Here is an 18,971-nt window from a genome sequence, read left to right on the forward strand (position 1 = left end):
TCTTCTGGACCTGTTTTTCGCCGCATTGGTTGGCCAAACAGCGGGTTTCAAGTCTTTGAGTCTGTAGGGGGCGTTAACCCCGGGGGGCGCGGTTGAACGATACGAATCATGTCAGTGAATTGCCGCCCGGCAATGGCAGAGGGCCGATTATTCCGAAATCGCCGAACGAGGCCCTGAAGCCCGAACGCGTTCCGGAGCCGCCCCGCCGTTCCAGGAAGGCGCGCAGCCAGCTGGTCATCTTCCTGAATTTCGTGATGACCATGGTCGTGGTTCTCTGCCTGATCGGGGTGGCCGGCTTCTACTACATGATCTCGGCCTTCCAGCAGCCGGGCCCGCTCGAGGCCAATACCCATTTCATGGTCCGCCCGGGCAACGGGCTTTCGGAAATCGCCACCAATCTTGAGCGCAACGGTATAATCTCCGATGCACGCATCTTCCGCTACGTGACGGCGACCTACCTGCGCAAGGGCGAGACGCTGAAGGCCGGCGAATACGAGATCAAGGCCCGCGCCTCCATGAAGGACGTCATGGGCATCCTGGAATCGGGCAAGTCGATCCTGTATTCGGTCGTCATGCCGGAAGGCCTGACGGTGCGCCAGATGATGCTGCGGCTTGCCGAGGATACGGTGCTCGAAGGCGACCTGCCGTCCGAACTGCCGTCCGAGGGAAGCTTGAGGCCCGATACCTACAAGTTCTCGCGCGGCAGCAAGCGCGCCGACATTATTCAGCAGATGCGGGTTGCGCAGCAGAAGACGGTGGACCAGATCTGGGAGCGCCGCGACCCGGACCTGCCGATCAAGACCAAGGAAGAATTCGTGACGCTTGCCTCGATCGTCGAGAAGGAGACTGGCAAGGAAGACGAGCGTGCCCATGTGGCCTCCGTCTTCATCAACCGGCTGCAGCGCGGCATGCGGCTGCAATCGGACCCGACGATCGTCTACGGCATCTTCGGCGGCGAGGGAAAACCCTCGGACCGGCCGATCTTCAAGTCGGACCTCGCCAAGCAGACGCCCTACAACACCTACCAGATCAAGGGCCTGCCGCCGACGCCGATCTCCAATCCCGGCCGCGCGGCGCTCGAAGCCGTTGCCAATCCCTGGCGGACCAAGGATCTCTATTTCGTGGCCGACGGCACGGGCGGGCATGTGTTCGCCGCGACGCTTGAGGAACACAATGCCAATGTCCGCCGTTGGCGTAGAATGGAATCCGAGCGCGCCGCCAACCCGGAAGTGGTGGACGGCCAGCCCGACGGCGACGAAGCGGAAAAGCCGCCTAAGAGCAACTGACCGCTTCCCTGAAGCATGATCTGGAGACACCGATGACATTGCAGTCCATGACCGGTTTTGCCCGCAGCGAAGGCACGAGCGGGCGCAACCGTTATGCATGGGAACTGCGCTCGGTGAACGGAAAAGGCCTCGATATGAGGCTGCGCCTGCCGCCGGGTCTCGAACGGCTGGAGCCGGACGTCCGCCGGCTGATCTCGGAAAAGTTTTCGCGCGGCAATCTGCAGGCGACCCTGACCCTCACCGTTGCCGAGACCAAGGTGGAGGCGGTGCTGAACCGCGATGCGCTGGCGGCCGTGCTGGCGCTGCGCGCCGAACTTGGCGACCTCGTCGATCCGTCGCCGCTAAGGCTCGATACGCTGATGGGCATTCGCGGCCTGGTCGATATCCGCGAGGCGGAAGAGGACGAGGAGACGGTCGCCGCCCGCGACGCCGCGATCCTCGCCAGCCTCGACGAAGCGATCGGCCATCTGCAGCGGATGCGCGAAGGCGAGGGGAAGGCGCTGGCCGTCGTGCTCAGGAGCCAGGTCGCCCGCATCGGCGAACTTACCGGGATCGTCGAGACCGATCCTTCCCGCACGCCGGAGGAGATCGCCCGCAAGCTCTCCTTCCAGCTTGCAGCCCTTCTCCAGGAGGCGCCGACGCTCGACCGCGACCGGCTGCATGCGGAAGCGGCGCTGCTCGCCACCAAGGCGGACCTGCGCGAAGAGATCGACCGGCTGAAGGCGCATGTGGCGGCCGCAGGCGAACTCATAGACAAGGGCGGCCCGGTTGGCCGGCGGCTCGATTTCCTTGCACAGGAATTTAACCGGGAATCGAATACGATCTGTTCGAAGTCCAATTCGGCCGCCGTCACCTCCGCCGGCATCGAATTGAAAGTCGTCATCGACCAGTTCCGCGAACAGGTCCAGAATCTGGAGTAAGACATGAACCCGGCCCCATCGTCCCAGGGCAAGGCGTCCTCGCCGGTGAAGATCGCCCGGCGCGGTCTGATGCTGGTTCTGTCGTCGCCGTCAGGCGCCGGCAAGTCGACGATCGCCCGCAATCTTCTGGACGCGGATCGCAGCCTCGAAATCTCGATCAGCGTCACCACGCGGGCCAAGCGCCCGAGCGAGATCGCGGATAAGCACTATCATTTCATCACCGTGCCGCAGTTCGAGAAGATGCGCGACGCCGGCGACCTGCTGGAATGGGCCGAAGTGCACGGCAATTTCTACGGCACGCCGCGCGAGCCGGTGGAACAGGCGATGAGCGAAGGCCGCGACATGCTGTTCGACATCGACTGGCAGGGCGCCCGCCAGTTGCAGGAAAAGATGGCAGCCGACGTCGTCTCGATCTTCGTGCTGCCGCCGACCATGACCGAACTGCAGTCGCGCCTCCACCGCCGCGCCGAGGACTCGGAAGAGGTGATCCGCACCCGGCTCCTGAATTCCCGCGCCGAGATCGAGCACTGGCGGGAATACGACTACGTCATCGTCAACGACGACCTCGACGAGGCTTTTGGCCACGTAAGCTGCATCGTCAACGCCGAACGCATCCGCCGCGACCGGAGGCATGGGTTGTTCGATTTTGTGAGCGAGCTGCTGACGGAAGAGCCGAAGCTGTAAGGCAGGGATGGGTTACCTGTGGCAGGGAATCCTGGCGGTTCGGGAAGCATTCGTGATTTTGCGCACCAAATGCCCCGGTATAACGGGACCGCTTTGCGCCATTTGCGGAGGTTGCAACCTCTTGGGGTCATGACGTTGCACCAAGTCCACACGCTCCAAGTGTTTCGCGCGACAACGGCGGATTGAGTAGACCGCTTGCTCCGTTCTGTATTATCCCTGTCTACCAAGGGTAACTGGGGGTTGTTCATGAAATTTTTGCTTGCGGCACTCGCGAGTTTTTTGCTGTTGACGGGTTGTCAGACATCCGTGCCGGAAAGCGTTGCGTCGTCTCAGACACCACCGACGGATTCCGTGAAGCGGGAGGTGCTGAGAACTGCCTATCGCATGGGTTTCCGCGACCGGGACATCTACGGCGCGCAGATCTCAAGCGTTGTCCTGCTCAAGCCGGAGAAGAATATTCATGCCTTCTGCGTTTCCGGCTTTGGAAGGAAATATAATTATCCCGCCCGTTACGGCGTATCCATGCGCGACGGAAAGATTCTGGGCTACACGCTGGACGATATCCGTTGCCAAGACAGCCGCCTCAAATACTACCCGTTTCCGGAACTCGACAATCTCGGGCACAAGTCGCCAGCCTGAACCCAGCGCCCTAAACTGAGGGATTCTGGTCACGGTGGCAGCTTTGCGCCCCATTGCGGACACTCGAAGCGTTCTTGAAGGTCCGCTCCCACGACCCGTAGGAGACGGTAGCGGCTGATCTATAGTCTGCCGTAAGCAGTCATTCGCGGGACACGCGGCACTTCCATTGGCGGACCGTATTGGAGAGCTCAATTGCAGACGGACGACCCTCCGACCTACCGCTTTACCGCGAAAGTCGCGATGCATCATGAAAGCTCTCCAGGGATCCCAATGGCCTACGTCATCGACGCCCAAGGCCTTTCGGTGACGCAAGGACGGTCCGTCAGACTCATCCCCTGGACTTCGTTTCGTTTCCTGCACCTTCACGTTACGAGTGGGGTCGGCACCACTGGGTTTCCAGTCCATAGCGCGCGTTTGCGGACGCTCTTCGCGTCAAGGGAGCTATCCTCGCTGGATTGGCAGGGAGAGACAGGCCTCGATCGATCCGCCGACTACGTTCGGTTCATGGAAGAACTGATTCCCTTTGCAATCGCCCGTAACTCGCGTCTCCGCCTTCGATACGGCGGCGACCCTATGATGGAGGCGGTGGCCCCGATGGTGCTGACCTTCTTGATCCTACCGCTCTTCTTTATCCCACTTATGATCTTCAAACCGCTCGGTGCTCTTCTTGCTGGCTGGAAAAAGCCGCTTGGCAAACTCGTGTTTGGGGCAATCAGCACGAGTTTTGGTGTGGTGCTGAACATGCTTCCCTGGTCCAGCGGTAAGCCGTTCAAGGCCGACGATCTACCCATCGCGGAACTACCGCCGAGATATCGGCAAGGTGGCGTCTGAAGACGTACCGATATGCCTTCGACGAGCTTCGAGGGTGAGACGGACGGCAGCTTATCGGTTGGCGATCCTTCAAACCAGACTGTCCGCCCACCATCTCAGACGAACCCAACTCAATCCTGCAATGGCAACTTCGGGCTAAAAGCAGTCTTGGCCGCAGCTCACAAACAGTTCGCCAACCGCACGAACTCCTCCACCGACAGCGTCTCCGCCCGCCGTGCCGGGTCGATGCCGGCCTTCACAAGCAGGGCTTCGCCGCCGAGCGACTTGACGCTCTGGCGCAACATCTTGCGGCGCTGGCCGAAGGCGGCGTGGGTGACGCGTTCCAGCTTGCTGACGTCGCAGGGCAGGGGATTTTGGCGGGGCGTCAGGTGCACCACCGTCGAGGTCACTTTCGGCGGTGGCGAGAACGCCTGTGGCGGCACGTCGAAGACCATATGCGCGTCGGTGCGCCAGCCGGCGAGTACGCCGAGGCGGCCGTAGTGGTCGTCGTCCTGGTCTGCGACGATCCTTTGGCCGACTTCCTTCTGGAACATCAGCGTCAGGCTTTCCCAGAAGGGCGGCCACTGGTCCGGTGCGGGCAGCAGCCAGTTGATGAGCAGCTGGGTGCCGACATTGTAGGGCAGGTTGGCGATGATTTTTACGGGGCCTTCAGGCGCCAGCGCGGCAAAATCGGTCTTCAGCGCATCGCCCTCGATCACCTCAAGGCGGCCGGGATAATGCTCTCCGATCTCCGCAAGGGCTGGAAGACAGCGGCTGTCGCGCTCGACGGCGATCACCTTCTTGGCGCCGAGCGACAGGATAGCGCGGGTGAGGCCACCCGGGCCGGGACCGACCTCGAAGACGGTCGCATCGCCGAGCGGCCCGGCGCTGCGGGCGATCTTCTGGGTGAGGTTGAGGTCGAGGAGGAAGTTCTGACCGAGCGCCTTCTTGGCATCGAGCCCGTGACGCTGGATCACGTCCCGCAGAGGCGGCAAGCCGTCCAGAGTGGCCATCAGGCGGCTTTCGATTTCGATGCGAGATTGCCGGCGAGCTTGATCGCCTCGACCAGGCTCGTTTCGCGGGCCACACCCTGGCCTGCAATGCCGAATGCCGTGCCGTGGTCCGGCGAGGTGCGGATGAAGGGCAGGCCGAGCGTGACGTTGACGGAGGTGTCGAAACCGAGCGCCTTGGCGGGGATCAGCGCCTGGTCGTGATACATGCAGATCGCCACGTCGTAGCGGGCGCGCGCCTCGTCGTGAAACATCGTGTCGGCCGGCAGCGGCCCGAACACGTGCAGGCCCTCGGCGCGCAGCTTGAAGATCGCCGGATGGATGATGTCCTGGTCCTCGCGGCCGATCGCCCCGTCCTCGCCCGCATGCGGGTTGAGGCCGGCGACGGCGAGCCGCGGCCTGTCGATGCCGAAGCGGGTTTTCAGGTCGTGATGGGCGATGCGGCAGGTCTCGGCGATCAGGTCCTCGGTGAGGGCCGCCGGGACGTCCTTGATCGGGATATGGATGGTGACCGGAATGGCCCGGAGTTTCGGCCCCGCCAGCATCATCACCGGCAGGACCTTCTTGCCTGTCGCGCGCTCGGCGAGGTCGGCGAGGAATTCCGTGTGGCCGGGAAAGCCGAAGCCGGCCTGGTAGAGAATGGATTTGGCGATCGGATTGGTGACCGTGCCGGCGGCCCTGCCTCCGAGCGAGAGTGAAACGGCGGTCTCGATCGCCTCGATCGTCGCCCTGGCGGTCGCCACATGCGGTTGACCGGCGGCGATCTCCGCGCCGGCGGCAATCGGCAGCACGGGCAGGGCGTCGTCGAAGATCGACATCGCGCTTTCGCTATCCGCCTCCCGGATCGGCACGTCGAGGCCGAGCATCACGGCACGTGCCTTGAGCACGGCCGGATCGCCGAGGAAGAGGAAAGGCGGCAGGTCGTATTTTTGGCGCGCGGCCCAGGCGACAAGCGTGATATCGGGGCCGATGCCGGCAGGATCGCCCTGGGTCAACGCGAGCGGACGGTCGAGAGGCATTGCGGCTCCGAAAATGACTTAAATGTCGAGGTCAGCGATAGTCTTAGCGGTACTCGATCTGGGCCTTGCTGCGCAGGTCGTCGAGATATTTCTTGTCGTTGGGGTCGGGAGCGCCCTTCTTCTCCTTGCCGAGATCCTCGGCGCGGAACACGACTTCCGCCGCGAGATCGTCCGACACCTGGCGCTGTTTGCAGATGGCCAGGAATTCGACGCCGCGCTCGGTGACGCGGGTGCCGGTCGTGCCGCCGTCGGCTGTCTTTTCGATCAGCGGCTTCCAGTCGGCCGGCAGTTCGGGGGCTAGAACGCGGCCGAGGTCGCGGATCGACACGTCCAGCATGGTCGCGGCGAAATCCTTCGACTGCTCGCAGCCGGGGAATTTGGAGCGCGCGGCGTTCGCTTCCTTCTGGCGCTTGGCCATGATGGCGTTGCGCTTGGCCGGCGGCACGACGAAGATCACCTGCTGCAGGAAATATTCGGTGGTAACCGGCTTTTCCTTGTTTTCCATCATGCGCGTGACGAGTTCCTGGCTCGACATGCGGCCGCGCGAACCGCCGTAGCGGGCGTTGACCAGTCGCGGCCAGCTCATCTGCACGGCGATGTAATTCTTGAAATGCTCGACGCCGACGCCGGCTTTGTCGAGGATCTGGCTCATCTGCGCCACGCTGAGCTTGTTGCCGGCAGCAAACCGCTCGAAGGCCTTGTCGACGTCCTCGGTGCTGACCGACATCTTCACGCGGGAAATTTCCTGGCGCTTCAGGGCCTCATCCACCAGCGCCTCGCGCGCCGCCTTGGCGTCTGCCTTCTGGCGCTGAAGGCGCAGGAAAGCGACGCGCCTGCTGACGTCGGTGCTGGTGATCGCCGTCCTGTTGACGACGGCTGCGACTTCGCTTGCAGCCTGCGCCTGCTGCACGGCGGGCTGGATAACGACCGAGGCGGCCAAAGCGGCCGCGGCCAGCACCAGCTTGCGCGTTGCGGTCATTGCGAACATGATACCAATCCCTTTCCCGCCCCGGTGGGCACTTGAGCCCGACCGGCCTCGCATTTCATACTCTATTTGCGACCGTTTGCACAATTCTTGCGGCGAAACGATGACAGTCAGCCGATCGGAGGTCCCGCTACGTCAGTAGCGGTAGTCCTGATCGAAACCCTCGGTCGAGCCGACACTGATATCGCCGAGCGTGCGGAAGCTCAGGCGTGCGCTGACGGTCCAGTCGTTGGCGGCCGTGTCCGACGGCTTGTCCGAATAGGCAACCGTGAAGATCGTGCACTCGTCCGCGTAGCTGATGCCGATGCCGCGCCGGACCAGTTCCTTGTCCGCGAGATCCCAGGTTGCCGTGCCGGCAAGCGCCCAGTTTTCGTTGATCCGGAAGCTCATCGTGTGCTTCAGCACGTCTTGCGCATCGTCCGAACCATATTCCGGCTGAGCATCGACCTGCGTGTAGACCAGCGTGCCGCTCACCCGAGGCGTCGTGTAGCCAAGCGAGGCATCGGTGCGCTTGACCGCGAACGTCTTTTCGTCGAAGCGGGCGTTTGCCCCGATTGTAAAGCCCTGCGGCAGATCGAGGGCTGCCATCGCGACATAGTCGGATCGGCGCGTTTCGAGCCCGGAATTGGCCCCGGCCTGGACCAGGTCCTCGGTCGCGAACGAGTTCTGGCCGGCAAGGTGATAGGACTGACCGACGATGCCGCGCACGCCGATGCCGTTGGCGAAGGTGCCGGTATAACGCATGCCGACATTGGCGCGTGTGCCGCCTTCGACACGGTCGAAGCCCGAGAACTTGTCGCGCTCGAACAGGCTGGTGGCGTCGAAGACGAAGCTCTGCGCATCCTCGTTCGGCAATCCGCCGGCCATCTGCTCGTCGGGGCGCGCGAAGATCTGCGCAATCGGCTCGATGATATGGCTGCTGTTTTCGGTGGTCAGCAGGATCGGGTAACGGGCTTCGAGGCCGGCCGTGAGCATGTAACGGCCGTTGGCGCCTTCAGTCTCCATGTCGCCGAAATAGGGCCCCGGCGTGCCGGAACCGGTATGGCGGATGCCGTCGCCGCGGGCGGCGAGGATCGGCGTCAGCAGCAGGCCGTCGAGCGTATTGAAGGTGCGCTTCCATTCGGCTTCCACGGTCAGGCGGCTGTAGCTGCCTTCAAGACCCGGGAAGCGATTGGTCGTGCCATCCCTGTACCAGTCGTCTTCGCGACGGGACAGGTTGGTAATGTTGGAGGTGACCGAAAGCTCGCCGCCGAGGATCGGTTCCGGCGCGTAATAGGTGTAGTCGAGCGAAGGGTAGACGATCGCCTGCTTCTGTTCCGCCGTGTTGCTGTAGGTGTCGTCCTGGATGTTGAAATAATAGTTGTGCAGGTCGAAATAGTTCCGCGTCCCCAGCCCGGTGAGATAGACGTCGTTGGTGAACGTGCCGCCTCCGACGCCCGTCAGCTTGTAGGTCCGCGAAAAGTTGTTGTCGCTCTGGGTCATGACGTTCCAGCCGAACGTCCAGCGCGGATTGATCTTGAACTCGCCCTTGGAGGCGGCCATGAAGCGGTTGTCCGCAGCCCGGTCGCTGGTATTCGGATCGAAGGCTTCCGGATCGTTCTGGTGGATCCCGGCGAAGCGGAACGTGTGTTCGCCGGTCTCGAACTTGTTGCGGATCTCGCCCTGAAGCAGCAGCCCCTGATTCGAGTAATAGGTAGGGCTGAGCGTCGCGTCCATGCTCGGCGAGAACACGTGATAGTAGGGCACGGTCACGCCGAAGCCGAGGTTGTCGCTCGCACTGTATTGCGGGAACAGAAGGCCTGACTTGCGCTCGACCGTTTCGTCCGGCACTTCGATCGCAAAAGGCAGGCGACCGATCGGCAGGCCGAACAGCTCGAACTGGGCGTTTTCAAGCCGAATCGTATGGGTCTGGCCATTGCGGACCACCCGCTGTGCCTTGACCTGCCAGAGCGGAGCCTTGCCCGGCGTCTGGGCGCAGGGAAGGCAGGCGGTATAGACGGTATTGTTGAGCACCATCAGGTCGCCAGGCTGGCGCTCGGCGCTCTCCGCGGCAAGGCGGGTATTGTCGGTGGTCTCGACGCGGAGCGCGTTGATGAAACCTTCGCCGAAGCTGTCGGTGACGTCCAGCTGTTCGGCATAGACGCGGCTGCCGCCCGGCTCGATCAGCTCGATATTGCCGGTCGCCATGACACGGCCGCTCTTCTGGTCGTACTGGACGCGCTGCGCCACCATCTTGTAGCGGTTGTAATAGATCTGCACGCCACCGGTCGCGGTGACTACTTCGGCGTCCTGATTATAGACGAGCTCATTGGCGCGTAGCAGCATCTTGGCGCCGTCCGCTGCCTGAGGCACCAGACCCTGCGCCTGCACAACCGTTGCGGATACGCCGAATACGCATACAGACACACCTGTCAGCAGGGCGGCGGCGAGCCGTCTTATATGTTTGCGGTCACTTACCGCCACTAGCCATCCTCCTGATGAAGCAGAATTGTCGTCCCCAGTGCCGTCGCGACGATCACTGGAATCCAGACCGCCACGAAAGGAGGAATTGCCCCGCTGCTCCCGAATGCCTTCACAAGCACCGTGACGACATAAAGCACGAAGCCAGAAACTATTCCACCCAGAATCACGGAGCGGGACTGGGCGAACCGACTGAATTTTAATGAGACTGTTGCAGCAATGAGAGTCATGGCCACGAGCAGGATCGGCAGGGAGAGCAGCGAGTGGTACTGCGTCTCGAGCGCCTTTGTGGGAATGCCGAAAGATTTGCTGACCTCGATTTTTCTGGAAAGATCAAAAAACGCAACAGTATCAGGCTGCGCCAGGCTCTCCTGGATATATTCCCGCTTCAAGTTGGTGCGAACCTGTGCTGTCTCGCGACGCACCGGAATTTCGCCCGGCCGGTTTTCCAGAACCTCGTTAAGCAGCCAGTAACCATCTTCCAATTTTGCCGTCTTGGCATCCTGCCGCAGGATCACGCGGCCATCCTTGTCGAACTGGAAAGCCACCACGTCGACAAGCAGCGTTCCCTTCTCCTGATAGCTCTTGGCGCCGATGACCGTATCGTCGTCGCCGCTGATCTGGCGGATCCAGGGAATGAAGGCGGATGCCCTGGAGCGGTTGCTCGCTTCGCGCCAGCTGGCCTCCATGGAAGCGGATTCGCGCTGGCCCCAGGCGGCGAGCGGATTGATCACAAGCAAGGTGGCGAGCCCGATCAGAAACGCTCCGACGACGAAGGGCGAGATGAACTGCCAGACGGAAATGCCGGCGGCACGTGTCACCACCAGTTCGTAGCGGCGGTTGAGTGCGATCAGCACCGTCATGCCGATGAACAGGCTGAGCGTCGGGATGGTCTGCTGCAGGATGAGCGGTACGCGCATTGCGGTCATCGCCAGGCCGGCCGAGACCGTGTAGCCGTTGAAGCCCGACATGCGACGGCTGGTTTCGCTGAAGTCGGCGAGGAAGATGATGGCGCCGACGCCGAGCAGGAACCAGAGCGCTGTGATGATATAACGGCGGAAGAAATACCGGCCGAGCGTCGTGAAGATCATGCCGTGCCTCCACCCGAAGTCCGCGAAGCGGGTATGCGTCGCTGCACGCTGCTGGCCAGGCGCGACATGCCGCGAGCGATGAAGCGCGGCGCCGAGAACTGCCGGTTGGTGGCAAGCATGAAGATCGCGATCAGCGAGAAGACGATCGGCACCGCGTAGGGGAGCGGGGTGTAGAGCGGATGGCGCTCGACCATGTTGGTGGCCGAGAACCCGAGCCAGCGTACGCCGAAGGCGAGGAAAAGCGCAAACACCATCGGATGGACCCGGGTCTGCCGGTGCGAGCGCGTGCTGCCGGCAATCACCAGCGAGATCAGCGCGAAGGTGATCGGGAAAAGCCAGTCGGACAGGCGCCTGTGCAGTTCCGACCGGTAGGCGTCCGGCGACTTCTGGTAGACCGGGTCGTTCGGATCCGGGTTCAGCAGGAAGGCGAGGCTGCGGTCGGTCGAATATTGCGGCAGGCCGCCTTCCGCCTTCGCCATCGCCGACAGATCGAAGGCATAGGAGACGAACTTGATGATCGAAATGCGCCCGTCGGCGGATTTGCGGTGGACCTCGCCGTCGCGCATGGTGAGCGACGTGCCGCTTTCGTCGATCGATCCCTCGCGGGCGTAATAGATGAGATCGAAATTCGGGTCGCGATAGTCGACGACGAACAGGCCCTTGAGCACGCGGCCGGAATGGCGCTCCGAGATCTGCACGTAGAGCCCCGGCTCGATGCTGCGGAAGGTCTTTTCCTCGATCACCGAGGAGAGCAGGTCGGCGTAGGCGGCGGCGACCATCTGGCGGGCGGCGACGCGGGAAGGCGGCTCGACAAAATTCGTCACCAGGAAGGAGAACAGGCTGAGCGCGAGGCCGAGAACCAGCACCGGCCGGTAGATGATGCTGCGCGACGCGCCGGCCGCGTCGATGACCGGCAGTTCCGAATCGTTGTTCATCGCCGTCAGCGTCTGGGTGATGCCGATGACCAGCGCGAAGGGCAGCACGACGGGAATGATGGTGGGCAGGATGAAGGTGGCGAGAGTCGCGAACGAGCCCATCGACTGGCCGGTATCGGTGACCAGGTTGATGCGTCCCAGCACCTGGATGGTCCAGATGATGGTGAGCACCGGCAGGAGCGTCACCAGGAACATCTGAAAAATCCGGCGCAATATGTAGACTTCGAGAAGCTTCATTCCGGCCTAGATACCCTGCACAACGTCACCCGGGGGATAGTGACGATTGATTTCCCCGAGATGACGGTCGCGCCTATCTAAGCGATTGATATCAGCATTGCGACAGGGCCCGCGTCACAAATTTGTTTGCGAATTCCGTTTTCTTCTCCGCTGTGACATTTCGAAACACGCGGCCACCCCCGCATAGATCACCAGCGACGACAGCCAGCCGAGCGTCACGTCCGAAAAGTAATGGCCGCCGAACGAGGTCCTGAGCGCCGGCGAGATCAGCGAGATGGCGATCAGCGGCGGGCCGAGCACCGCGCGCAGCGGTTTCGGCATGAGGACGATGAGGCAGGCCAGCCATCCGGCGCCCGCCGCCTCGCCGGAAATGAAGGAACAGTTGCCGACGCAGGCGCCGCCGAAATCGCCGGCTGGCGTGAACACGTCCTTGCCGCCGAAAAAGTCGGTCTCATAGGGGCGGGGCCGGTTGGAAACCTGCTTCAGGATCAGGTTGACCAGCACATAGGGGCCGATCAGGAAGGAAATCAGGGCGATGGAATAGTCCCGCGTCTTGCGGGGACTATAGGTCGTGCCGTGGTGCTGCAGGTTGGCGATCAGCCGGTAGAGTATGAAGACCGCGACCAGCGCCGGCAGGTAGAAGAGGATGCGCCGGATCAGAATGAAAAGGGTCTCAGTCCCATAGGGGAAACTGCCGCAGACGCGGCCCTGTTCGATGGCGTTGCCGCAGGTGGCCTGGGCGAAGAAGGCGCGCGCCACGGCAAGATCGATCTGGGGCATCAGATAGAAGACCGCCAGCAGCACCCACCAGAGCGCCATCAGCACGATGAACCATCCCTTCGGCCGGGCGAAGAAGCGCCGCGTGGCGGCAAGCCATTCGGAGACGGTTTGGGAAGGCGAGGTCATGCGAACTGATCCGTTGGTCGTCGGGCGGCGCGACCCTAGAGCGTTTCCTTGTTAGATTGAAGCATTCTGTTGGCTCAAGCGGAGTCGAATGGTCGACCGGCTGGCGCAGGTCGTAGCCAGCCCTACGGCCGAGCCAGCCGGTCGATCAGGCGGCCCGGTTCAGCCAACCCGAAGGGCCGGGCATCTCTCCGCCGGGATCAAAGGCAATCGGCTTGGACGTACCATTAGGTATGTCCTGCGCCAATCGCCTTTGCCCCAACGAAAACCTGCTCCGGCAGAATGCTTCAATCTAACAAGGAAACGCTCTAGAGCATGGCGCGCGGAATTTGAACAGAGCCGTCTGCCGATAGAAGCGAATGTCCGCGCCCGAAATCGGGCTTTTTGCCGCGCCGGGGCAGGTGGCGTCCCCGGGTGACGCGGTTGTGACTTCTCGCCCTTGCGCTTGCGGCCGAAACGGGGATGATCGTCGTTTCCTCTTCGAAAGCCTTCTGGAGTCGCAATGTCCGTGAAATTCGATATCTCCTTCGCCAAGTCCGCCAAGATCGACGGCGGCCTTGCCATCCAGCTGAAGCTTGCCGGCGACGGGCCGGCGGCAGGTGCTGCCGATGCCGACCCTGCCGGCATCGTGACCCGGGCGGCGGAAATCGCGAAGTTTTCCGGCAAGCCGATGTCGACGCTGGACATTATCGCGCCGCAGGGATCTCCCGCCGACCGGCTGGTCGTGCTGGGCCTCGGCAAGGCCGAGAGCCTGACCGCCTATGACTGGCTGAAGGCGGGCGGCATCGCGGCATCCTCGGTCAAGTCGATGACCAAGGTGGTGATCTTCGCCGATGTTCCCGGCCTTGCGGTCGGTGCCCCGCAACTCGACGGCTTTGCGCTTGGCATGCTTCTGCGCGCCTACAGCTTCGACACCTACAAGACGAAGAAGGGCGACGACGAGGAAAAGGCGCCGAAGACCGTGAAGGTGACGATCGTCACCGCCGAGCACGCGGCCGCCAGGAAGGCCTTCGCCGAATCCGAAGCGATCGCCGGTGGCGTGCTTCTGGCCCGCGAACTCGTCAACCTGCCGCCGAACGTTCTCGGCCCCGTCGAATTCGCGGATCGGGCAAAGGAGCTCGAAAAACTCGGCGTCGAGGTGGAAATCCTCACCGAAAAAGAGATGAAGAAGCTCGGCATGGGCGCGCTTCTCGGCGTGGCGCAGGGGTCGGTCAGGCCGCCGCGGCTCGCCGTCATGCAATGGAAGGGCGGCAAGCCGAAGGACGCGCCGGTCGCCTTCATCGGCAAGGGCGTCGTTTTCGATACCGGCGGCATTTCCATCAAGCCGGGCGCCGGCATGGAGGACATGAAGGGCGACATGGGCGGCGCGGCTGCCGTCATCGGGCTCATGCATACGCTTGGCGCCCGCAAGGCCAAGGTCAACGCGATCGGCATCCTCGGCCTCGTCGAGAACATGCCGGACGGCAATGCCCAGCGGCCCGGCGACATCGTCACCACCATGTCGGGCCAGACGATCGAGATCATCAATACCGATGCGGAAGGCCGCCTCGTGCTTGCCGATGCGCTTCACTATTGCAACGATCGCTTCAAGCCGCGTTTCATGATCAATCTGGCGACCCTGACCGGTGCGATCCTGGTGGCGCTCGGCAATCTCCAGGCTGGCCTTTTCTCCAACGACGACACGCTGGCCGGCCAGTTGACCGGCGTCGGCGAGGTGACCGGCGAGCGCCTGTGGCGCATGCCGCTCGGTAAGGAATACGACAAGCTGATCGATTCGAAATTCGCCGACATGAAGAATACCGGCGGCCGCAATGCAGGCTCGATCACCGCGGCGCAGCTCCTGAAGCGCTTCGTCGGCGAAACGCCCTGGGCGCATCTCGACATTGCCGGCACCGCGATGAACTCCCCGTCGAGCGAGATCAACCAGTCCTGGGGATCTGGTTACGGCGTCCGGCTGCTGGACGAACTCGTGCGGGCGCATTACGAGGTGGGTTGAGAACCCACATTTGTCGGTTCGACGAAATATGGGTTCTCAACCGTGATGACCGAAGTCCTGTTCTACCATCTGACCGAATCGAAGCTCGAGGAGGCGCTGCCGGCACTGCTCGAAAAGAGCGTCGAGCGCGGCTGGAAGGTGGCGGTGCAGACGAGCGGCGATGTGCGCCGGGATTTCCTCGACGCGCATCTCTGGACCTTTCGCGAGGACAGTTTCCTGCCGCATGGCACCGACGCCTCGCCGATGGCCGAGGCACAGCCGGTGCTGCTGACATCGGCTGCCGAAAACGGCAATGGTGCGACGGTTCGTTTTCTGGTGGACGGTGCCGAGCCGCCGCCGATTGCAGACTATGACCGGATCGTCTTCATGTTCGACGGCTACGATACGGTCCAGCTCGACAATGCCCGCGCCCAGTGGAAGAAGCTGAAGGGCGAGGGCCATGCGCTGACCTATTGGCAGCAGTCGGAAGAGGGGCGCTGGGTCAAGAAAGCCTGACCCTGCGCATTCTGCCTCTCAGTTCAGCCAGGCCATCATCATCGACGAATTGCTGTGCCGCAGGCGAACAACCTTGTAGCCTTCGGCGCTCAGCTGCGTCAGCAGCGCCGGCAGCATGGCCGCGGTGCGGGCATGGATGTCGTGCAGCAGGATGATGCCCTTGCCGTGGGCGCGTAGCGAATTCATCGTCCGGGTTGCGACGGCAGCCGGCGAGACGCCGAAATAATCCTTCGAATCGACCTGGACGTCCAGCACCACCATGCTGTTTGAGGCGACCCACTGGCGCAGGCGCCTGGTGTCGGCGAGATAGGGGAAGCGGAAGAAGCCGGCATCCTCGTGGGTGACGCTGGTCACCGCGTCGCGCCCCTTTTCGATCTCGGCCACGGCCGCGTCGAAGGAGAGGTTCTGCAGGTCCGCATGGCGATAGGTATGGCTGCCGATCGTGTGACCGGCATCGACCACCTTGCGGGCGATTTCCGGATGAGCCTTGGCCATCTGTCCGACCATCAGGAAGGTCGCCTTGACGTCGTATTCGTCGAGGATGGAGAGGATCTTCTCCGTCTTTTTCGGCATCGGACCGTCGTCGAAGGTCAGCACGACCTCCTTGTCGGCGAGCTTCAGGTCGGAAAGCGACGAGGCGGTGAGGGTGCGGCCGGAAAGGCTGCCGGGTTTGTTGAAACGACCCCAGGCGACCGGCGTCAGCGCGACCGGCGAATCCGCCTCTGCCTTTTTGGGCGAATTGGCGGCAGAAAGCGCCTTGGCGGGCGCAAATGAAGTTGCAAGCGAGCCGCTCTCGGTCTGGCTGCGACCAGCGCAGGAGGAAAGAAGGCACGCGACGGCGGCGGCGACACAAAGGACGCGGACAAACATGGGAGCGACTCGGCTAAAAAGTGACTAAGAAGTTGAATCGTCGTCACATTCGCCGATTATGGTTAATGGCTGGTTATGAAGCGTCGGTCACCGCATGCAACGTGCGGAATAGCGCCACGACGACCGCGTCCGCCACAGGGCAGATCTGACCTACTTTCTGGTGACTTTGTCGCCCACGCGCGGGCGGGAGATCGCCCTGCCGACAAAACTGTACTCGCCCGAGCCGGTAATGGTGGAAAACAAGGAGGTGAAAGGCGTCGTCATCGCATAGTCCACCTGCACGACGACGAGCTGCACGTCGGTTTCGATCAGGTCGGAGGGGATTTCGAAAGGGGGCGGGTCTCCGGAGACCTGCGCGTTGGTTTGATAGGCGGTCGACCAGTTGACCTTGGCTGCGCCCACGGCATTGAAGTCGACGACGGCCACCTGGATTGCGAGCGCGCTGCTGTCGAAGGGAATGAGAATGGAGGCAGCCCCCCGGAGAAGGGTGTTGAGTTCGCTGGTGCTCCAGCTCGTTTCCTGGGAGACGATGTCGCTTGCCACTTCCGCGATCTGGTTGATCTTCCGCTTCACCATCAGGCCTTCGCCGAGATCGACGGTGCCCGCGAACAGCAGGGCCATCACCGGCAGGAGCAGGGTGAATTCGATGCCGGACTGGCCTTTGCGGTCGGCGAGCAGGGCCCGCATGCTTCTTCCAAGCCGGTTACATTGCCGGTGGTCGGGATCATGCCTTCGTGCCATCGCGCGATTTCTCAAAAGGGTTCATTTCTGAAAACCACCGAAGCGGAGAGCACGTAGGTGCCATCGGCGAGCGTGTTGACGTCCGCGCCGATGGCGGCCAGCAGGCTGTTCCACGGAAGGAAAGCCTGGATCATGACGTAGTCTCCCGAGCCTGCCGGCGAAAAGCTCTCGGTCACGGACAGGATGCCGCCGCTGACGGGCGACGTGAAGCTCATAGACGAGAAGTCGGACATCGTCGTGGTCGTGACCAGGAGTTCGTCCTCGCAACTGAACGCGAGCGCCATGCCGTTGCAGACATTGCTCTTGAACGTGGCGAGATCCCAGCCGTTCGAATAGGCGCTACCGACCCCGACGGAACGGGCGGCCATATGCAGGGCCGAATCGAGCGCGCTGTCGACGAAGAACATCAGCGCCATGTCGAGAATGCAAAACAGGAAGACAAAGAACGGCAACACAAGCAGCGCAAACTCGACCGCGGCCGTTCCCTGCTCGTTCCGTAAGAGGGCTTTGAAACGGTGCAGCGGCATCATCTAGCTTGTTAGCCTTACCTTGGAGAGATATTGCCTGAACAGGGACGACAGGCCCTCCTCGATTTCCTCGGCGGAGTTCGCCTGCAGGAAAAGGTCGCTGCTGGTTGCGCATTCTTCCAGCGCCTTGGGGATATAGGCGGTCCGGGTACTGCTGCTCTTGCCGGACGCGATCGTACCGCCCCAGATCGAACTGAAGCCGCTGCTGCTCATCGTCTTGCCGAGCGTCGCATTGTAACCCCAGTCCCACGTCATCGGCAGGTATTCGGTGTAGAGAACGCCGATGGTGGCGTTGACGTCTTTCACCTGCTTGCACCACTTGGAATTGACCGGGGTGACGACGGTCTGCAGCGAGCTCTTCGATGTCGGGAAGCGGATGCCGGAATTGCCCTGCAGCACCCAGTTGCGCTCCGACTGGACGCCGTCGGTCAGAAGCAGCACGAGCTTCAGCGGCGCATCCTTGGTGGTTCCGTCGCCGGCCGTCCCGATCATGGGTTTGAGGGCTGTCAGCGACGTGTCGAAATATGTCGCGTCTTCCGAGGTCGCGCTCGTCATGCCGCTGGTTTTGTCGTTCAGCTTCGTGCGGGCCGCGGAGGTCGAGAAGGTGGGCGATAATACCTGTGTCGTGGTTTTGCCGATGGTGTAGAGGCCGACCCTGATACGCTCATGGGTGGCGTCTGCCGTGTCGATCAGGTCGAGCACTTCGCGCGCGGCGTCCACCGAGACGTCGGCCCGCAGCTTGATGTTCATCGCGACCGACAGGTCGTAGACATTGTTATAGGTCTTGCTCTTGTAGGTGAAGGTCGCCCCTTCCGGCGTATGGCACGCAAAGGCGCAGTTGGCCTGTGAGGACATCAGGCTGGATTGACCGGCGCTCGTCGCCGCGAGCAGCATCGAAGCGGATTTGTCCAGTACGATATGGACGTCGAGATAGGCGCGGCCCGGACCTTCGACCGACGAGGAGGTGGCCACGCCAACGCCGTCTATGCCTGCGATCTTGAGTAGTGTCGTAGGCACCGTCGTGCGGGCCGTCGCGGTGATCTTACGGTTCGATGTGTCGATGTCGATTTCTTCGAGCATGTAACCGCCGTTCCCGAGATCGGTCTGGGCAGCGAACCACTCCTGGATGCGCGTCTTCAGCGCGGCATTGTCCAGTGTTCCGACACTTTTCACTGCGCCGAGCAAAGCGGAATCGAGATCGGCCTGCATCTTCGAACGGGCGTTATAGGCCCGGACGTAATCGAGACTGGCGCCAACGGCGGTGATCAGCGGCACGAGAAGCAGAGAGAACATGATGGCAATATTGCCGCGGCGATCCGCGAGCAGGCCAGAAAGAGCGTGAAGCCGCCGCGGATTGGACATA

General features: G+C 62.4%; 18 protein-coding genes. 7 read left to right on the top strand and 11 right to left on the bottom strand.

Features of this window, described 5'->3' with window-relative positions; genetic code table 11:
- Positions 1 to 92: 92 nt before the first annotated feature.
- The 5 genes from mltG (at position 93) to ACSQ8R_RS04490 (ending at position 4,360) form a co-directional block, all read left to right on the top strand.
- A complete protein-coding gene (gene mltG, locus ACSQ8R_RS04470; protein ID WP_436252276.1) occupies positions 93 to 1,286 on the top strand; it encodes an endolytic transglycosylase MltG in 1,194 nt (397 codons plus the stop codon).
- A gap of 32 nt (positions 1,287 to 1,318) precedes the next feature.
- On the top strand, positions 1,319 to 2,206 hold the full coding sequence (locus tag ACSQ8R_RS04475) for a YicC/YloC family endoribonuclease (protein WP_436252277.1): 888 nt from the start codon (positions 1,319 to 1,321) through the stop codon (positions 2,204 to 2,206).
- A 3-nt stretch (positions 2,207 to 2,209) separates the two neighbouring features.
- Positions 2,210 to 2,890 carry a guanylate kinase gene (gmk, locus tag ACSQ8R_RS04480; protein ID WP_436252278.1) on the top strand — a complete coding sequence of 227 codons (681 nt, stop codon included), beginning with the start codon at positions 2,210 to 2,212 and terminating at the stop codon, positions 2,888 to 2,890.
- A 195-nt stretch (positions 2,891 to 3,085) separates the two neighbouring features.
- On the top strand, positions 3,086 to 3,529 hold the full coding sequence (locus ACSQ8R_RS04485) for a hypothetical protein (protein WP_436252279.1): 444 nt from the start codon (positions 3,086 to 3,088) through the stop codon (positions 3,527 to 3,529).
- 192 nt (positions 3,530 to 3,721) lie between these two features.
- On the top strand, positions 3,722 to 4,360 hold the full coding sequence (locus tag ACSQ8R_RS04490) for a hypothetical protein (RefSeq protein WP_436252280.1): 639 nt from the start codon (positions 3,722 to 3,724) through the stop codon (positions 4,358 to 4,360).
- A gap of 158 nt (positions 4,361 to 4,518) precedes the next feature.
- Here the strand turns inward: ACSQ8R_RS04490 and rsmA are convergent, their stop codons facing one another.
- The 7 genes from rsmA to ACSQ8R_RS04525 all read right to left on the bottom strand — a co-directional run bounded on the left by rsmA (position 4,519) and on the right by ACSQ8R_RS04525 (position 12,982).
- Positions 4,519 to 5,352 (bottom strand): 16S rRNA (adenine(1518)-N(6)/adenine(1519)-N(6))-dimethyltransferase RsmA, encoded by an 834-nt coding sequence (gene rsmA, locus ACSQ8R_RS04495; protein WP_436252281.1) that lies wholly within the window; start codon positions 5,350 to 5,352, stop codon positions 4,519 to 4,521.
- Entirely contained in the window at positions 5,352 to 6,368 is a 1,017-nt protein-coding gene (gene pdxA / locus ACSQ8R_RS04500) for a 4-hydroxythreonine-4-phosphate dehydrogenase PdxA (RefSeq protein ID WP_436252282.1), read from the bottom strand. The genes rsmA and pdxA overlap by 1 nt, the downstream gene beginning before the upstream one ends.
- Positions 6,369 to 6,411: 43 nt before the next feature.
- Positions 6,412 to 7,356 carry a peptidylprolyl isomerase gene (locus ACSQ8R_RS04505; protein ID WP_436252283.1) on the bottom strand — a complete coding sequence of 315 codons (945 nt, stop codon included), beginning with the start codon at positions 7,354 to 7,356 and terminating at the stop codon, positions 6,412 to 6,414.
- A gap of 132 nt (positions 7,357 to 7,488) precedes the next feature.
- Positions 7,489 to 9,816: an LPS-assembly protein LptD gene (locus ACSQ8R_RS04510; protein WP_436252284.1), complete on the bottom strand. Its 2,328-nt coding sequence runs from the start codon at positions 9,814 to 9,816 to the stop codon at positions 7,489 to 7,491.
- The gene (gene lptG, locus ACSQ8R_RS04515) at positions 9,816 to 10,904 is read right to left on the bottom strand and encodes an LPS export ABC transporter permease LptG (RefSeq protein ID WP_436252285.1); all 1,089 of its coding nucleotides are present in this window, start codon (positions 10,902 to 10,904) and stop codon (positions 9,816 to 9,818) included. Before lptG ends, ACSQ8R_RS04510 begins: the two co-directional genes overlap by 1 nt.
- Entirely contained in the window at positions 10,901 to 12,076 is a 1,176-nt protein-coding gene (lptF, locus tag ACSQ8R_RS04520) for an LPS export ABC transporter permease LptF (protein WP_436252286.1), read from the bottom strand. The genes lptG and lptF overlap by 4 nt, the downstream gene beginning before the upstream one ends.
- A gap of 114 nt (positions 12,077 to 12,190) precedes the next feature.
- Positions 12,191 to 12,982: a phosphatase PAP2 family protein gene (locus ACSQ8R_RS04525; RefSeq protein WP_436252287.1), complete on the bottom strand. Its 792-nt coding sequence runs from the start codon at positions 12,980 to 12,982 to the stop codon at positions 12,191 to 12,193.
- Positions 12,983 to 13,481: 499 nt separating this feature from the next.
- Here ACSQ8R_RS04525 and ACSQ8R_RS04530 point away from each other — a divergent pair, with 499 nt between their 5' ends.
- Both ACSQ8R_RS04530 and ACSQ8R_RS04535 read left to right on the top strand, forming a co-directional pair.
- The gene (locus tag ACSQ8R_RS04530; RefSeq protein WP_436252288.1) at positions 13,482 to 14,975 is read left to right on the top strand and encodes a leucyl aminopeptidase; all 1,494 of its coding nucleotides are present in this window, start codon (positions 13,482 to 13,484) and stop codon (positions 14,973 to 14,975) included.
- A gap of 45 nt (positions 14,976 to 15,020) precedes the next feature.
- Positions 15,021 to 15,470 (top strand): DNA polymerase III subunit chi, encoded by a 450-nt coding sequence (locus ACSQ8R_RS04535; RefSeq protein WP_436255379.1) that lies wholly within the window; start codon positions 15,021 to 15,023, stop codon positions 15,468 to 15,470.
- 18 nt (positions 15,471 to 15,488) lie between these two features.
- On the opposite strand, the gene ACSQ8R_RS04540 is transcribed toward ACSQ8R_RS04535, so the two are convergent.
- The 4 genes from ACSQ8R_RS04540 to ACSQ8R_RS04555 all read right to left on the bottom strand — a co-directional run bounded on the left by ACSQ8R_RS04540 (position 15,489) and on the right by ACSQ8R_RS04555 (position 18,970).
- Entirely contained in the window at positions 15,489 to 16,340 is an 852-nt protein-coding gene (locus ACSQ8R_RS04540) for a polysaccharide deacetylase family protein (RefSeq protein WP_436252289.1), read from the bottom strand.
- A 150-nt stretch (positions 16,341 to 16,490) separates the two neighbouring features.
- Positions 16,491 to 17,027 carry a TadE/TadG family type IV pilus assembly protein gene (locus ACSQ8R_RS04545; protein WP_436252290.1) on the bottom strand — a complete coding sequence of 179 codons (537 nt, stop codon included), beginning with the start codon at positions 17,025 to 17,027 and terminating at the stop codon, positions 16,491 to 16,493.
- Positions 17,028 to 17,092: 65 nt separating this feature from the next.
- A complete protein-coding gene (locus tag ACSQ8R_RS04550; RefSeq protein ID WP_436252291.1) occupies positions 17,093 to 17,611 on the bottom strand; it encodes a TadE/TadG family type IV pilus assembly protein in 519 nt (172 codons plus the stop codon).
- A complete protein-coding gene (locus ACSQ8R_RS04555) occupies positions 17,612 to 18,970 on the bottom strand; it encodes a TadE/TadG family type IV pilus assembly protein (RefSeq protein ID WP_436252292.1) in 1,359 nt (452 codons plus the stop codon).
- Between the last annotated feature and the right edge of the window lies 1 nt (position 18,971).

The organism is Neorhizobium sp. LjRoot104, assembly GCF_964253725.1.
Lineage (GTDB): Bacteria > Pseudomonadota > Alphaproteobacteria > Rhizobiales > Rhizobiaceae > Neorhizobium.

Coding starts and splice junctions, on each gene's coding strand:
- ACSQ8R_RS04475 (WP_436252277.1), top strand. CDS start 1,319: ATGACATTGCAGTCCATGACCGGTTTTGCCCGCAGCGAAGGCACGAGC.
- gmk (WP_436252278.1), top strand. CDS start 2,210: ATGAACCCGGCCCCATCGTCCCAGGGCAAGGCGTCCTCGCCGGTGAAG.
- rsmA (WP_436252281.1), bottom strand. CDS start 5,352: ATGGCCACTCTGGACGGCTTGCCGCCTCTGCGGGACGTGATCCAGCGT.
- pdxA (WP_436252282.1), bottom strand. CDS start 6,368: ATGCCTCTCGACCGTCCGCTCGCGTTGACCCAGGGCGATCCTGCCGGC.
- ACSQ8R_RS04505 (WP_436252283.1), bottom strand. CDS start 7,356: ATGTTCGCAATGACCGCAACGCGCAAGCTGGTGCTGGCCGCGGCCGCT.
- lptG (WP_436252285.1), bottom strand. CDS start 10,904: ATGATCTTCACGACGCTCGGCCGGTATTTCTTCCGCCGTTATATCATC.
- lptF (WP_436252286.1), bottom strand. CDS start 12,076: ATGAAGCTTCTCGAAGTCTACATATTGCGCCGGATTTTTCAGATGTTC.
- ACSQ8R_RS04525 (WP_436252287.1), bottom strand. CDS start 12,982: ATGACCTCGCCTTCCCAAACCGTCTCCGAATGGCTTGCCGCCACGCGG.
- ACSQ8R_RS04530 (WP_436252288.1), top strand. CDS start 13,482: ATGTCCGTGAAATTCGATATCTCCTTCGCCAAGTCCGCCAAGATCGAC.
- ACSQ8R_RS04535 (WP_436255379.1), top strand. CDS start 15,021: ATGACCGAAGTCCTGTTCTACCATCTGACCGAATCGAAGCTCGAGGAG.
- ACSQ8R_RS04540 (WP_436252289.1), bottom strand. CDS start 16,340: ATGTTTGTCCGCGTCCTTTGTGTCGCCGCCGCCGTCGCGTGCCTTCTT.
- ACSQ8R_RS04545 (WP_436252290.1), bottom strand. CDS start 17,027: ATGCGGGCCCTGCTCGCCGACCGCAAAGGCCAGTCCGGCATCGAATTC.
- ACSQ8R_RS04550 (WP_436252291.1), bottom strand. CDS start 17,611: ATGATGCCGCTGCACCGTTTCAAAGCCCTCTTACGGAACGAGCAGGGA.
- ACSQ8R_RS04555 (WP_436252292.1), bottom strand. CDS start 18,970: ATGTCCAATCCGCGGCGGCTTCACGCTCTTTCTGGCCTGCTCGCGGAT.